Annotated in this window: 12 protein-coding genes and 1 pseudogene; 8 read left to right on the top strand and 5 right to left on the bottom strand. The window is 64.0% G+C overall.

What is annotated here, in order from left to right:
* Nucleotides 1–118: 118 nt before the first annotated feature.
* Nucleotides 119–3,631 (top strand): MobF family relaxase, encoded by a 3,513-nt coding sequence (gene mobF, locus ACTIAO_RS02815; protein WP_441904788.1) that lies wholly within the window; start codon nucleotides 119–121, stop codon nucleotides 3,629–3,631.
* Between the two features lie 202 nt (nucleotides 3,632–3,833).
* The gene (locus tag ACTIAO_RS02810; protein WP_121657575.1) at nucleotides 3,834–4,169 is read left to right on the top strand and encodes a hypothetical protein; all 336 of its coding nucleotides are present in this window, start codon (nucleotides 3,834–3,836) and stop codon (nucleotides 4,167–4,169) included.
* A 293-nt stretch (nucleotides 4,170–4,462) separates the two neighbouring features.
* On the opposite strand, the gene ACTIAO_RS02805 is transcribed toward ACTIAO_RS02810, so the two are convergent.
* Both ACTIAO_RS02805 and ACTIAO_RS02800 read right to left on the bottom strand, forming a co-directional pair.
* A complete protein-coding gene (locus ACTIAO_RS02805; protein ID WP_121657574.1) occupies nucleotides 4,463–4,963 on the bottom strand; it encodes a hypothetical protein in 501 nt (166 codons plus the stop codon).
* A 40-nt stretch (nucleotides 4,964–5,003) separates the two neighbouring features.
* Nucleotides 5,004–5,663, bottom strand: coding sequence for a hypothetical protein (locus tag ACTIAO_RS02800; RefSeq protein ID WP_121657573.1), 660 nt, complete (start codon nucleotides 5,661–5,663; stop codon nucleotides 5,004–5,006).
* Between the two features lie 180 nt (nucleotides 5,664–5,843).
* On the opposite strand from ACTIAO_RS02800, the gene ACTIAO_RS02795 reads away from it, so the two are divergent.
* A complete protein-coding gene (locus ACTIAO_RS02795) occupies nucleotides 5,844–6,044 on the top strand; it encodes a hypothetical protein (protein ID WP_441904787.1) in 201 nt (66 codons plus the stop codon).
* A gap of 42 nt (nucleotides 6,045–6,086) precedes the next feature.
* Nucleotides 6,087–8,066 carry an ATP-binding protein gene (locus ACTIAO_RS02790; protein WP_246802447.1) on the top strand — a complete coding sequence of 660 codons (1,980 nt, stop codon included), beginning with the start codon at nucleotides 6,087–6,089 and terminating at the stop codon, nucleotides 8,064–8,066.
* 27 nt (nucleotides 8,067–8,093) lie between these two features.
* On the opposite strand, the gene ACTIAO_RS02785 is transcribed toward ACTIAO_RS02790, so the two are convergent.
* Both ACTIAO_RS02785 and ACTIAO_RS02780 read right to left on the bottom strand, forming a co-directional pair.
* On the bottom strand, nucleotides 8,094–8,906 hold the full coding sequence (locus ACTIAO_RS02785) for a GIY-YIG nuclease family protein (RefSeq protein WP_121657570.1): 813 nt from the start codon (nucleotides 8,904–8,906) through the stop codon (nucleotides 8,094–8,096).
* 78 nt (nucleotides 8,907–8,984) lie between these two features.
* Nucleotides 8,985–9,725, bottom strand: coding sequence for a hypothetical protein (locus tag ACTIAO_RS02780; protein ID WP_121657569.1), 741 nt, complete (start codon nucleotides 9,723–9,725; stop codon nucleotides 8,985–8,987).
* A gap of 653 nt (nucleotides 9,726–10,378) precedes the next feature.
* Here ACTIAO_RS02780 and ACTIAO_RS02775 point away from each other — a divergent pair.
* From ACTIAO_RS02775 to ACTIAO_RS02760, 4 genes and pseudogenes are all read left to right on the top strand, one after another.
* Nucleotides 10,379–10,507, top strand: a pseudogene (locus ACTIAO_RS02775) (tyrosine-type recombinase/integrase); the annotation flags it as partial.
* Between the two features lie 478 nt (nucleotides 10,508–10,985).
* The gene (locus tag ACTIAO_RS02770; protein ID WP_246802446.1) at nucleotides 10,986–11,321 is read left to right on the top strand and encodes a tyrosine-type recombinase/integrase; all 336 of its coding nucleotides are present in this window, start codon (nucleotides 10,986–10,988) and stop codon (nucleotides 11,319–11,321) included.
* 32 nt (nucleotides 11,322–11,353) lie between these two features.
* Nucleotides 11,354–11,683, top strand: coding sequence for a hypothetical protein (locus ACTIAO_RS02765; RefSeq protein WP_121657568.1), 330 nt, complete (start codon nucleotides 11,354–11,356; stop codon nucleotides 11,681–11,683).
* A gap of 1 nt (nucleotide 11,684) precedes the next feature.
* A complete protein-coding gene (locus tag ACTIAO_RS02760) occupies nucleotides 11,685–12,308 on the top strand; it encodes a hypothetical protein (protein WP_121657567.1) in 624 nt (207 codons plus the stop codon).
* An 11-nt stretch (nucleotides 12,309–12,319) separates the two neighbouring features.
* On the opposite strand, the gene ACTIAO_RS02755 is transcribed toward ACTIAO_RS02760, so the two are convergent.
* Nucleotides 12,320–13,414, bottom strand: a complete 1,095-nt coding sequence (locus tag ACTIAO_RS02755) for a hypothetical protein (RefSeq protein ID WP_121657566.1) — start codon at nucleotides 13,412–13,414, stop codon at nucleotides 12,320–12,322.
* Between the last annotated feature and the right edge of the window lie 713 nt (nucleotides 13,415–14,127).

The following is a 14,127-nucleotide window of genomic DNA, read 5'->3' as shown; positions in this document are numbered from 1 at the left end:
CACCGCCAGCCATGGCGACGCACCGAGTCTGACCGGGTGACGAGACACGACAGCATCGCCGAGTGCACCTCGTCCTCGGTCAAAGTCCCGCAGAAGCGCCGGGTCGCACCTGAAGCGTGTGACGGTGTCCATCAGGGTGATGACGGCCGGTGATGGATACCGGTACCTGCTGAACTCTGTCGTCACCGGTGACGGCGACCGTGACGCTGCCTCTGCGTTGACGAGGTACTACCTGGAGTCGGGAACACCACCGGGCACATGGACAGGTTCCGGTCTGACCGGTCTCTCAGGCCAGGTGGCCGCGGGCACTGCCGTGAGTGAGGAGCAGTTGCGGCGTTTGATGGGGTTCGGGCAGGACCCGAACAGTGGTGAACCGTTGGGTCGCCCGTACCAGAAGTTCGCCACCGCAACGGAACGGGTCGAGCGGCGACTCGGCAAACTCTCTGACGCGCTCACCGACGATGAGCGTGCGGCCCAGACCGCGCTGATCGAGTCGGAGGAAGCCACAAAGCCGACGGGCGCTCCGGTGGCCGGGTTCGATCTGACGTTCTCGGTCCCGAAGTCCGTCTCCACGCTCTGGGCGGTCGCCGACGGTGGCATGCAGATGCTGATCGCCCAGGCCCACCACGCCGCGATCCAGGACGTGATCAACCTGCTCGAGCGAGACGTCGCGATGACCAGGGTCGGTGCGAAAGGGCCGCGGGGCGCGGTCGCGCAGGTCGACGTTCGAGGTGTGATTGCGACCGCCTATGACCACTACGATTCCCGGGCATCTGACCCGCAGCTGCACACCCATGTCGTGGTCGCGAACCGCGTCCAGGCCGCCAATGACGGGAAATGGCGGACCCTGGACTCTCGCGCGATTCATGCTGCGGTGACGGGGTTGTCGGAGCACTACAACGCGGTCCTCTCCGACCACCTCACAGCGATACTCGGCGTGAGGTGGGAGGCGCGGGAGCGTGGTGCGGGTAGGTCGACGGCGTGGGAGATCGCCGGGGTGCCGCAGGAGCTGATGGACGAGTTCTCCTCCCGCACCCGTGACATCGAGCAGGTCAAGGACCGCCTCGTCGCCGACTACGTGGTCAAGCATGGGCGGCAGCCGTCTCCGAAGTTGTTGTGGCAGTTCCGGCAACAGGCCACGCTGGAGACGCGGCCCCCGAAGCAGCACCACTCGCTGAGCGACCTCACCACCGGCTGGCGAGACCGCGCCACCGAACTTCTTGGAGAGGACGCTCCGACGTGGGCCACAACCCTCCTGGCGGGGACCGTTGGGGAACCGTTGCTGCGCGCGGACGACATCCCCCTCGATGATCTCGAGCAGGTTGCCGAGGTGGTGGTGGCGCGGGTGGGTGACCGGCGGGCGACGTGGAAACGATGGAATCTCCACGCCGAGGCTGTCCGGCAGACGATGGGAATCCGGTTCGCGTCCGCGAGCGACCGCGACCACATCACCCAGCAGATCGTCGACGCCGCAGAACGCGTCTCGTTGCGGTTGACCCCGCCAGAGCTCGCGTCGAGCCCGCCAACGTTCCGCCGTCCAGACGGGTCGAGCGTCTTCCATCCGAAGGCCGCGACGGTGTTCTCTTCCGAACGAGTGCTCGCGGCAGAGAATCGTCTCCTCGCCGCGTCGAACGACAGGTCTGCGCCGACGCTGCCGCTGGCGTGGGTTGAGCAGGCGGCGCGGACGAAGAACCAGGCCGGGCACACCCTGTCACCGGATCAGGAACAAGCGATCGCGAAGATCGGCGTCTCCGCCCGCACCCTCGATGTCCTGGTCGGCCCCGCGGGGACGGGGAAGACCACGACGATGTCCGCGTTGCGGCGGGCGTGGGAGAAACGCCACGGCACCGGCTCAGTGATCGGGCTCGCACCGTCTGCGGCGGCAGCGAATGTCCTGGCTGGGGATTTGGGGATCTCGACGGAGAACACGGCGAAGTGGCTCCACGAACACCGCCACGGCAACTGGAGCCTCACACCCAGTCAACTCGTCATCATTGACGAGGCTTCCCTAGCAGGCACTCTCGCCCTCGACACCATCACCACCCACGCCCAGCATGTTGGTGCGAAGGTGCTGCTCGTCGGTGACTGGGCGCAACTCGCGGCCGTGGATGCGGGTGGCGCGTTCGGGATGCTCGTCCGCGACCGGGACGATGCCCCGGAACTCACCGACGTCAGGCGGTTCCGCCACGAGTGGGAGAAACACGCCTCCCTCGGCCTGCGCATCGGCGACACCGACGTCATTGACACCTACCTCGACCACGACCGCATCACGCCAGGAGGCTACGAGGACATCCTCGAACAGGCATATCAAGCGTGGCGTGCCGACCAAGCTGCGGGGAAGGCGTCGGTGCTGATCGCGGAGACCCTCGACACCGTCTCCGAGCTCAACACCCGCGCCCGCACCGACCGGATCCTCGCAGGCCAGGTCACCCTCGACGGCGTCCGGCTCCATGACGGGAACGAGGCCTCCCGCGGCGACTTCATCATCACAAGGCAGAACGACCGCAGGCTGTCGCTGGGGCGGGGTTGGGTGAAGAACGGCGACCGGTGGGCCGTCACCCGTGCGAACCATGACGGATCCCTCACTGTCCGCCGCGCGCGCTCAAAGTGGCGCACGACGATCACCCTTCCTGCCGCGTACGTGAGCGAACATGTCGAGCTGGGGTACGCGATCACCGCGCACCGCGCACAAGGTTCCACGGTCGATACCGCGCATGCGATCGTCTCGTCACCAGAAATGACCCGCGAGTCCTTCTACGTCGCGATGACTCGCGGCCGGGAATCCAACCACGCCTACATCGCCGCCGACCAACATCACCTCGAAGAACATCAACACCGTGACGACCTGCAGATGACCGCCAGGAGCATCCTCTACGGCATCCTGCAACACGTCGGTGCCGAACAATCCGCCCACGACACGATCGCCACTGAGCACGAAGCGTGGGGGTCGCTGGCGCAGTTGGCTGCCGAATACGACACCATCGCCCAAGAAGCTCAGCAACACCGATGGATCGCCCTGCTTGAGCAAGGTGGCCTCACCACCGAAGCGATCGATGAACTCGTCCAGACCGAGTCATTCGGGGTCCTGACCACCGAGCTGAGGCGTCTCGAAGCCGCCGGCCACGACATCGAAAACCTCCTGCCACGGGTCGTGCACGCAGGGAACCTCGACGAGGTCGATGATCTCGGGTCGCTGCTGCGGTACCGGATCCAAAAGTTCACCAGCACCTACCCGCCCAGCGCTCGCCGAGTCGCAGGGCTCATCGCTGGTGTCGTCCCGCGAGCTACTGGCATCACTGATCCCGAGATGCAGCGAGCGCTCGAAGAACGCGAACGCCTCATGGTCAAACGCCTGAACGCTCTCACCACAGCAGCGCTCGAACCGCCTGTTCCTTGGACGGCAGGGCTCGACGTCCTCGACGCCGAGGCTCGCATCGTCGCGGTCCGTGCGGTTGCTGCGTACCGCGACCGATGGAGCATCACCTCGACCAGTCCACTCGGGCCGGTACCCGCCGACGATGCGCAACGCATCGACTACGAACGCACCCGAGACACGCTCACCCGCCTGCAACAGGACGCTAGCGAGCAACATCAAGAGACCCCGCAGCGCCCGGGCGGGCGGACCCTCTAAGCACCGTGACGCTGAAGCGCCTCAAAGCGCTCGCCCTTCCTTCTCGCTGAGCACTTGGGTATCCTGACGGTGGCAGGAGCAACCACGCGCCAACCCCTCAGAAGCAGGGAACGGCAGACCGTTCGAGAGATACCTCGGGCACTCAACCACCCAGGACCAGCCACACCACCGTTGTCCTGCGTGCGAAAGTGAGGCCCACCTCATGCTCCTGAATCGACTCTGGAACGCCAGCGTCCACACCCGCGTCTTCCTCCGCAGATGGATGCCCACCAACATCCTCCTCGACGTGCTCCGCACCCGTCGCGGCCTCAAATGGGGCATTCCCGCGATGCTCCTTGGCGTCATCTACCTGCTGATCGCTGTGACCTGTACCGGACTCATCGAACAAGGGTGGAGCAAGTGGCTCTACCTCCTGTTCTTCCTCGCCCTGTGGAACGCGCTGAAGCTCATCCTCTTCGGGCCGTGGAGCCTTGTGCTCCTCGCAGGAGCGAGATTGCATGAACGACGCGCGCGTTCGTCCGTTCGCGTCCCAAGTTAACGCCCGTCTGTGGAGGGCCTCACGCTTGTTGGACGCCCTGCAAACAATTCCACACGAACAGGCGCAGGGTTCTGACCCGACCGCGGGAGGGCTGTTCCTGTTCGTGTGGAATGCGGGAAGTTCCTTTTATCTCCCCGTCGAAGGGCTCAGCGCACTCCCGCACGCACCTCACCGCGCACAGATCGCAGGTCCAGTCGGACGTCGGAACTTACTGACCAGCGCGAAAAAACGGGGGGCGCAGACCCGAACGGCCTGGCTGTCCGGAAGATCCCGGACCAGATGTTCATCGCCCTTCAGCGTCCGCGGGTCAACATGATCCGTGCGCCGGCCATGATCGCCATCTCGAGCACAGGCAGCGACGACTGAAACATCTTCGCCCGACGGGCAGCAGCAGCCTCGTTCGCGATGAACTGCTTGTTTTCGCGACTGCTCTCGACCCGCTTGTCCTGCAATTTCATGAGGTAGTCGAAGAGGAAACGTTCGTGTTCCTCGCTGATGCCATCGCGGTCAAGACGGCCTTTCGCGATGGCCTGCAACTCGCTGAAAGAGGCGCTCAACTCCGACTGATCCTGTGCGTTCGCGGCGAGGGTCGTCTTGAGCGTCTCCTCCGCCGCTTTCATCGCATCGAGCGAGAACTGCAGGAGTCCCGGAACCAACTCGAACAACTTGGCGCGTAGCTCGTCCGACATTTCTGGAATCAAGGCCACGACGTCGGGGTACTTGGATTCCGGGATGCTCTCAACGCTCGACTCGCCAACCGTCTCGGCCAGCTCATCACCGCTGCTAATAGCCACGCTACCCCCCTCTTCTCGACGTCCGGATTCGCCTCCTAGGCTACCTGTTCACCCGTAGCTCATTGAGCTTCTTCCGGGCCTCCACGGCGGCCTTCTCCGCCATCTTGAGTTCCCGCTCGGCCCGGGCGACTCGGTCATCATGCTTCCGCTCGGCCTCCGGCTTCCGCGCGGAGGCCTCGACCGTCTTCGTCGAGGTAACGACGCCACGAGTCATCTGGCACTCCGGACACAATGCCGTCGAAAAGCTCGGATGCAGATTGGTGTGGTGCACGCTCTGCTCGACGACATGACCGCAGGTCAGTGTGCGCTCCCAAATGTCAAGCTCCTCCTCGCGGCGCGGACTGCTCGTGAAGATGCGGTGGATGTGGTCGAATTGCTCGCGCGACATCGGGATGGGCGGGCAACAGTAGCCACAGTGTGTCGCCCTGGACCCAGACATACTCCACCGATGCGCGTCGCAGTCCGGATGCGTTTCCTTATAGCGCTCTTGATCGGCGTCGTACTCGACCCTTTGCTCCGCCGTCAGGTACATCGTCCCGGGCCAGTTCCCGAGGCTATCGATGATCGGGAGTCCGCAGCCCCGACATGGCTCGCCAGCCGCGGCCTGCTCGCGAGTCAGGTACATCTCCTTCTCCTGCCACTCCCGTCGCTTCGCCTCGTCGCGGTGCGCTCGCGATTCCTCCTTCAGCGCGGCCGTCATTCGGCGCTTTGCTGCCCGGGCTTCCTTCTGCTCCTCAGTTAGGGGCACCGAGGACTCCTCACTTCGTCGGCCAATGTCGGAGGTCCCAGGCACGATGATCCCGTGTCAGACCTATACACAAAGAATGGCCGTCCGCTTCGACGTAGCGGTGACAAGTTGTTTGCGCGCTCGGGAACATACGTGGGCAGGATCAGGGGCGACTACGTATTCGACCCTTCGGGACGCTACGCGGGCACGATCGTGGGGGAGCGCATTGTCTATCGCTCCACGCACTCCTCGAGGATCGCGAGCCCGTCGGTATCGGCGAACCGCGGAGGCAGTGGTGCAGGAAATCGCGGCGCCTCCGGCATGTGGGGCGACGAGCCGACCTTCCCTGACTGAGTCGACGGGCTCAGCATGAGCGTTGGCCCTACAGTGAGTCTGGTGAGGGACCTTCCACTATCAGCAGGCGGCGATCTGGTCACGCGCCTGGCGCGCGAGCGCGATCCCGTTCGCGCTGTCGTCGAGCTTGTCTGGAACGCCATCGACGCCGAGGCCGACACTATTCGCGTGCAATTGGCGCGAACCGATATGGACGCCATCGAGCGTGTGACCGTCGAGGATGACGGCCACGGCATCACGTCGGACGAGGTGCAAGCCACATTCGGGCGTATTGGCGGGTCATGGAAGGCACTCGCCAGCCGCTCCAAGAACGACAAGCGCGGCCTGCACGGGAAGCTCGGCGAGGGTCGCCTGCGCGCCTTCGCGCTCGGCTCACGAGTGACGTGGGAGAGCGAGAGCGTCAACATGACCGGGGAGAGCGAACGTATCGTCATCGAGGGCGTCAAGGAGCGGACAGAACCCTTCAGCTGGGAAGCTTCACCTTCGACCGAGACGACGACCGGCACGGTCGTGACCGCTCTGAACGAACAAGACCGCAGCCTCAACTCCCTTCTCAGCGACACGACTCTCGCGACCCTCACGTCTCACTTCGCTCCAGTGCTCCTCAACGACGACTCGCTGACGGTGATCTTCGACGGCTCAAAGCTCAACCCGAGCGATGAGATATTGGATGACACCACTGTCGAAGTCGGGCTCGACATCAACCACAACGCTGTGCTCTCAATCCGCATCATTGAATGGCGCACGGGCAAGCATCGCGCGATCTACTTCGGTGAGGACGCGGAGCGATTCGTCGTCGAAATGTCGGGGGCCGAACTCGAGAGCCAGACGGCCTACTCGGCCTACGTCACCTGGAACGGCTTCGATGTCGACTCGCTGTCGGAGCTCGGACTCGGCGAGATGGCTCCAGACCCGGCCGGCGCCGTGTGGCGAGCCACCAAGACTGCCGTCCGCGAGCACTTCGCCTCGCGACGTCGCTCGCGCCGTCGCGATCAAATCGACGAGTGGAAGTCGAAGGGTATCTACCCGTACGAGGCGGAGCCTACGACTGAAGCTGACAAGGCCGAGCGAGCTGTCTTCGACATCGTGTCTAGTGCCCTTGTGCCGCAGATCTCGAAGAGAAAGGACGGAGCACAGCTGACCCTGAACCTTCTTCGCGATGCGTTGAAGACTGATCCGGAGAACTTGGCCCTGCTGGTCAGCGAGTTCGTCGCCCTCACTGAGCAAGATCGACAGGCACTCACCAAGCTGCTCAGTGAGACAACGCTCGCAGGTGTGATCCGAGCCGCCAACCTCGTGACAAGTCGCACGAAGTTTCTCGCCGGGCTCGAGCACCTGCTCTTCGATCCAGACGACTCGAAGAAGGTTGGCGAACGCGACCACCTCCACAAGATTCTCGAGCACGAGCTCTGGATCTTCGGCGAGGAATACCACTTCATGAATAGTGAGCGAGGGCTCACACAGATGCTGCGTACGCACCTCAAGCTCGAAGGCTTGCCGACAGGCAAGGCCGAGCCGGTCAAACGATGGGACGGCAAGAGTGGACGAATAGATCTCCACCTCGCCGTCAAGGCAAAGGAGCACGACCGAATTCGTCATCTCGTGATCGAGCTGAAGGCGCCGGGCATCACTGCTGGTCGCACCGAGCGGAACCAGATCGAGGACTACATCAACGTCGTCGCCGACAACGCCGCGTTCGCGAGCGATCGCTCGGTGTGGGAGGTCATTCTCGTGGTCACCGACTACGACGGTGTTATGGACAACTCGATCATCGGATCCGACCGCGAACTTGGACTGGTCCTCGAGCCCGACAAGAAGCCCGGCCGTCCGACCGTGCGAGCGTACGTGCGCCGCTGGCGGGACATCATTGATGAGAACAAGAGACGCTTGGACTTCGTGACCAGTTCTCTCGAGTTCGACCCCTCGCTCGCCGAGGGCCTGGCATTCATCCGTGAAGAATATTCGGAGTTAGTCCCGGATAATTTGGCCGCTGACGAGGAGCCCCGTGGCGGGGATAGCTAGCTGGGCCGGTTCGGTTGGACGTGATGCCTAGTTTCGGTTCAAGCCGTGTCTGCGACTGTCGAGAGCGTCCTTGAAGTGACTTTCAGCCGCATCGATGTCCCGAGGGGGCGTCGACGGGTCGAACACGCGCAGCAGCGAGAACCGGAAGCTGGACGGGTCCAGCCTGCGTAGTTCGACGTTCCCTCCGTGACCGTTCGTCGCGTACGCGTTCCAGCGCTGACGAATGCTCTCTGCACCATCCGCCTTGCCGACATAGTGACGCCCGTCGTGAGTGTCGGTGATGAGGTATATGCCGACGACCGAAGCCAACGCCGTACGCCACGACGCGTAGCGGTGCTCACGCATCACCGCTTGCAGCCGCGCATGACTCAGGACGAGCCGGTCGAAACCTGGGAACGGGATCGGCTCGGCATCTGCAATTCCTACGACGGGATAGCTCGCTGCGGTGGTCGCGTTCATTCGCCAAGTGCGGGGGGATCGCCACCCGATCACTAGCCGGTTTCGCAGGTCCGCCATTAGGTCGGACTCAACCACGTCGAACGTTCGGATGATCCCATTGTTCGCGATTTCACCGCGGTTCTCGACGACCGACCAAAGTCGCGCCTGGTCGCCGCCTTCCTTGATGAAGACCACCCACATGCCCGGCGGCACGGCCGGGAATCGCTTCGTGTCCGCGGATTGGTTGCGCGTGTATTCGAGAATCTCCGCATGCGTCGAGTCCGCGTGAAGTCCCGTCAGGCCGCTCTCCTCAGACTCCTGCGCAAAGGCGTGGCGAATCACGAGAGCCCGAGCTGGGTCGATTCCCGCGTCGAGCAGCAGCGGTCCGAAAGTTAGCGCCATTGGTGGATCGCTCCTGCTTCCTCAACGCCGACCGCCCATACGGTCAGATTTGGCGGTGATGGTCTACTCATGGCGAACCTATCGCTTCGCGATGACCTGCTCGCGGATGATCTCGACGATGTTGTCACGGTAGCGCGGCTTCACCCGATGCCGCGTGCCGGCCTTCATCTCCTTGACAAGCTTTTCGATCGACTCGGCGTGGCGGAAGCTACCACCAACCGCGAAATAGGCGCGCAGCCAGGGGGCGGGCTCCACCGGATACCCTTGGGCTGAGAACGCACGAACGAGCTGCACGACAGCATCCTTACCGCGACTGGAACTGAGCCCGTTGTAATCCTCGTTCCGCATCATCTCGGCGGCAGCCAGCATTAGGGAATCGGCAGGCGCGACGCTCTCGCCCGTGTGCAGGTTCGTCGCCCCGAGCGCGTCGAGCCAGATCCGCACCATGTCGTGTCGAGACCAGATTAAGACGAACAATTTTCCCACCGAGTCCGCTTCCACAGTGCGGCGCACGGTCTCAAGCTCACGCTGCTCGAACGGATGCAACACAACGACGGCATGGTCTATGACCTTGTCCTCGCGATCGAGCCGGGAAAGCTCCCTGATGCTGAAAACCTTGCGATCACCTGCTGCGGGGGCAATAAACTCGGCCGCCTCAACATCGGCGCTCCGGTCGTCATAGCTGAACTTCTTCACATCTGTCACAGCAAAGAGATAGGGCGCTTCACCAAGCCACTCACGAATCACGGCGCTCTGCGACACCATGGCGGTTCCGTGCTGGCCCCAGTCTTCACGGACCATGTAGGCAAGTTCAGTCATGGCGAGATGTTCTCATATAGGTCTGACATTGTGGCCGCTTGTCACGCGGGCGGGCGGCCGTCTCGATTCGCTCTCGACAGTAGCTCCCGCCGTCTTTTCCCTCCTCCATCGCGATGAGCTCGTCCGTCCGCCGTGCACTGGCGATCGAGGGATTAGCGCCGTCGACGGACGACTTCAGCGCGAGGACTCCTCGAGCCGGACTAGAGCAATTGGCTCTGCCTCGCCCCGTGGAACGTAGTCAAGTTCCTCCGCTTCGGATCGTGGAGCCTGGTACTCCTCGCGATCGCGGTTACAAGAACGACGCGCGTGTCCGTCTGCCAGCATCCCAGCTTCGCAACGGCCCGGGGGAGCAGCCCAGACTTGACGGATGCACGCAGTACAACTTTCCGGCGAGCTCGACCCCCCGCACCATTCGGGAACGACGACAGTGACGGAGGTGGCTGGTGGTTAGACCACGCACTCCAATAGGTACTTTCGGTGCGATCACCACCACCCGGACGAACGGCGGCCGTTATCTCGCGCGGACCCGCTACCGAGACTGGGACGGCAAGAGTCGCCATGTCCAGATCACCGCGGACACGCGTCCCGCTGTTGTCCGGGCGTTGAAGAAGAAGCTGGCTGAACGAGATCTGTTCCATCCGGGGTTTTCCGGGATGGGTGCCGACAGTTCCTTTCCCGCGCTTGTGTCCTACTGGCTCGAAGATATGGACCTCGAAGACCGGCTCTCCCGCACGACGCGGCTGCTGTACGAGCGGAACATGCGCACGCTCGTGCTGCCGTTCTTTCAGGACGTCACGCTCCGTGAGATCGGCGTAGCCCGTTGCGACTACTTCCTCAAGCAACTCGCAAAGCAGAGCTACAACCGCGCCCGCCAAGCCCGCGTCGTTCTCCGCCTCGCCCTCGGACTCGCCGTTCGGCACGAAATCCTGCCACGCAACCCGATGGACCACGTCTCACGCCTGCGCAGACCCGCCCGCAGCCCGACGTGTTCACCTGGGACGAGATCACGGCCATCCGTACCGCGATCCGCGACTGGGAGAAACGCCCCATCGTCGCCGGACCCCGCCCTGACGGGCAGCTCGGCCAGATCGTCGAGGTTATGCTCGGCACATCCGCCCGCATCGGCGAAGTCCTCGCGATCCGGCTCGGCGACCTCGATCTCGACGCACCCGTACCGATGGTCCGGATCGCCGGGACGATCGTCAGGATCACCCGAAGACCGCACGCTCAGTCCGTCGCGTCGCGCTACCCGGGTTCGCGTTGCGGGCCGTCCGTGCCCGGATCCGCGGCCTGCGTTTCACCGGCCCAGAGACGCTGTTGTTCTCCACTCGCGTCGGGACACCGCACACGACGAACAACGTCCGCCGTCAACTCCGCGACGTCATGGACCAAGCCGGCATCGAAGACGTCACCCCACACCGCTTCCGCCGCACCGCCGCCACAGCGATCAACGACATCGGAGGACTCCAGCTCGCCTCCGAACTCCTCGGCCACAGCGACCCCGCGATCACCCGAGAGCACTACATCCGCCGCAACGAAACCGTGAACCCCGCCACCGCCGACTTCCTCGAGCAGGCGTTCGGGAAAGCAAGCTGAACGCCCGGCTGTCGGCGCAACTGCCTACAGTGATGAACGAGAGCTACTCGTTACCGGGGGAGGACGCCGTGGACGTCGGGGACGAGCTGATCTATCGCCTGCGTGACTTCTCGCCGTCCGAGCATGTGCGCATCGTCAGTATCGACAACCGCAAGAAGACGCCCCGGTACGACGTCGAGTTCCTCGACGGTCCGAATCAGGGCACGGTCGAGAACGTCCCCGCCGGGCGGCTCCGGGGACCGTGGAGCACAGTGCGTGAGTACGACGAACGGATGGCCCACTGGGAACGATTCACCCAGCAGACCATGGAACCAACACGAAGAAGACGCTGTAGAACGGGTCTTCACCCTCCTCGTCCCTGACGTGGCCGCCGCCCTGGACTGGCATCACTCCGTATGGTCGACGAGGATCCTGGATGCTGATGCACTCGGAACCGTAATCGGCATCCAGGTCTCGGAACTGTTGGAGAGCGTCGACTCGTATGTCGATGAGGAAGAGACGGTCGTTTCGCCGGAGGGAACGATGCGCATCGCCGAGTACGCGTGTCGCGTGAACCCGATGCCCGTGTTGGACGCGGTGATCGAGGACGAGAAGCAATACCGGGAGTACAGCAAGCGCGGCCGTCCCACGGTTACCTACGACAACCGCTCCACTACGTCGTCACCGGAGTGGGAGTACGCGTACTACCTTGAACACGGCCGCCCCGTACACGAGATCCTCCGGGCCTGGTGCGGTCACCGCGCCATCACACTCCAGGAGCGCCTCGCGGCCGCTGAAGCCGAGGTGCGGCGGCTGGACGAACTGCTCGCCCGTGTCCTGGATGAGCTCAAGTCCCACAACCATTCCATCGTCGCTGAAGTCATCGAGAGCGAACATGTCGAGGAGCGCATCACGCCCGAGAAACTCCGTCCCGTCATTGACCGCCCGTTGAAGCCCTCGGAGATTCCCGTCCGGTACGAGCGTGCCCCGCGCCGATGGGGGAGATGATGAGCCGGGGATCAGGGGCGATACGGTCCGTGCTTGCCCATGAACGGCTCCAGATCCTTCATCGTGGGTTCGGGAGGCGTCGGCGTCGCGGCTGAGTTCGGGAGTGGATTGACGCGGTCGGCATGAGCTTCGATCTGGGACGTCCACTCCAGCGCATCGGAGTTCTCCCGATCTTCTAGGCTCTGTGCTTGGTGGCGCACCGCGTCCGCGTACCGCTGCAGCAGCGCCGCCTGCTGCCACGCGGCCGCCTGATCGAGCATCTGCGTGACCAAGAACTGTCGCCGGAACGCGGCGACCGCGTCCTCACGAGCGCGGTCCCACGCTTCTCGCCGGACCTTCAGAGCCCGAAGCTGCGCTTCCTCGCGGCGGCGTTCCGCTTCCCGTAAGGCGACCGCGGCGTCGAGACGGAACAAGACCTCCTCCAAGATGCGGGGGATCATCTGCTCGAGATGCTGCTCGTCTGAATCCGTCCACGATCCGGCCCACATGATCCCGGACCTGCCATCCACCATGAACGTCAAGTTCTCATCGGGAACATCATCGAAATCAGGGAAGAGGTAGCCCTGTCGAGCACGCGCGAGCTCCCGGACTGTGGGCTCATGCTTCACTTGCAGCGTCTTCTGCACGAACCACGCCTTAACCTCGTCTGGCTCTACCGCGAACACCAACTCGTCGCGGTGAACTTCGTTGTAGCGGCGCCCGTCGTCGATGCGCACGCCGAGGGCAGCGCTCACTGCGACGCCCTCAGATGCCCCACCCTCGACCAGCGCGTCCACCAGCCGCAACGCTCGCTCCCGCGGCGCACCCTCGACCTGGAACCTCTCGCTTCCATCCAGCTCGACGGCCGACGTCGTGTGCTCGACCACCCCGCGGCGCCGCGATCTCTGTGCGAGCACGAACCAGTTCGGGAGTCGCTCCATCCGGACACGCGCTCCGTGCTCCTCCTCGCGACGGAACGGCCGAACCGCGATCCTCATCCCATCGGGAATACGCCCAGCGCGCTCCGCGTCAGCCACACGCCGCCGCAGGAGATGGATCTTGTCCATCGGCATCTCCACACCCGCGGGACCTGCGTCGATGAGTTCGTCGATGAAGCGCTCCGTCACGCTCGGCTTCTGCGGACGGTCACGCCGCTTCTGCGGCGTTCGCTGCGCGGGCATGTCTCCGAGTGCGCCCGGCTCTGGCAGTGCCAGGTCGGCTGGGGGAGGAGGGCCGGGGCGCGGAGCTGGCGCGGGAGGATACTCACCGTGGTCGAGGTAATACACACCCTCCTGCTCGATCGACGCCGTCCAGCCCCCGCCGTGACCGGACACCCGTATGAGACCCCTGTTGTGAAGGGCACGCGCGGTAATCCGATGGGACGAGCCTTCGTGCACGCCGCTCGGGCACCCGTCACGCACCCATGCCAGGACCTCAAGCTGAACCGGGTTCAGAGGGACATCGCGAATGACCATATGTCGATCGTCCACTCGGCGCGCGGCTGGGCACAACGGCCCGCCGGCGATTTCGGACCCGATCGAGCCTGTCAGCAGCGGAGAACACTGCGAACTGCGCGGTATCAGCCGCCTGCGGGGCCGGGTAGCTGTCCGACCGCATTGTGGAGCGAGTCGGCGCGGGCGACGAAGCAATCGTCGTGCCTGAAAACATGCCGATCGAGAACGATACCGACCGGGGAACGGCCGACGATCTGACTCTGGCGCTCGGTACCGTCATCGGCGAAGCATGCTGATCACGGAAGGACTGTGCCGGCAGTTCGGCCGTGCGATGCATGCGCTGGGGACGAGTGCCTGTGGGCGGTCTCTGTCTCCTGCGCTAGTTA

The organism is Microbacterium sp., from assembly GCF_052099035.1.
Lineage (GTDB): Bacteria > Actinomycetota > Actinomycetes > Actinomycetales > Microbacteriaceae > Microbacterium.
The sequence above is the reverse complement of the archived record's forward strand: the minus strand, read 5'-3'. Positions and strand labels throughout refer to the sequence as shown.

What these genes read in the sequence shown, in the direction of transcription:
- ACTIAO_RS02780 (WP_121657569.1), bottom strand. Translation starts at nt 9,725, where the DNA reads ATGACTGAACTTGCCTACATGGTCCGTGAAGACTGGGGCCAGCACGGA.
- ACTIAO_RS02765 (WP_121657568.1), top strand. Translation starts at nt 11,354, where the DNA reads ATGAACGAGAGCTACTCGTTACCGGGGGAGGACGCCGTGGACGTCGGG.
- ACTIAO_RS02810 (WP_121657575.1), top strand. Translation starts at nt 3,834, where the DNA reads ATGCTCCTGAATCGACTCTGGAACGCCAGCGTCCACACCCGCGTCTTC.
- ACTIAO_RS02785 (WP_121657570.1), bottom strand. Translation starts at nt 8,906, where the DNA reads ATGGCGCTAACTTTCGGACCGCTGCTGCTCGACGCGGGAATCGACCCA.
- ACTIAO_RS02800 (WP_121657573.1), bottom strand. Translation starts at nt 5,663, where the DNA reads ATGACGGCCGCGCTGAAGGAGGAATCGCGAGCGCACCGCGACGAGGCG.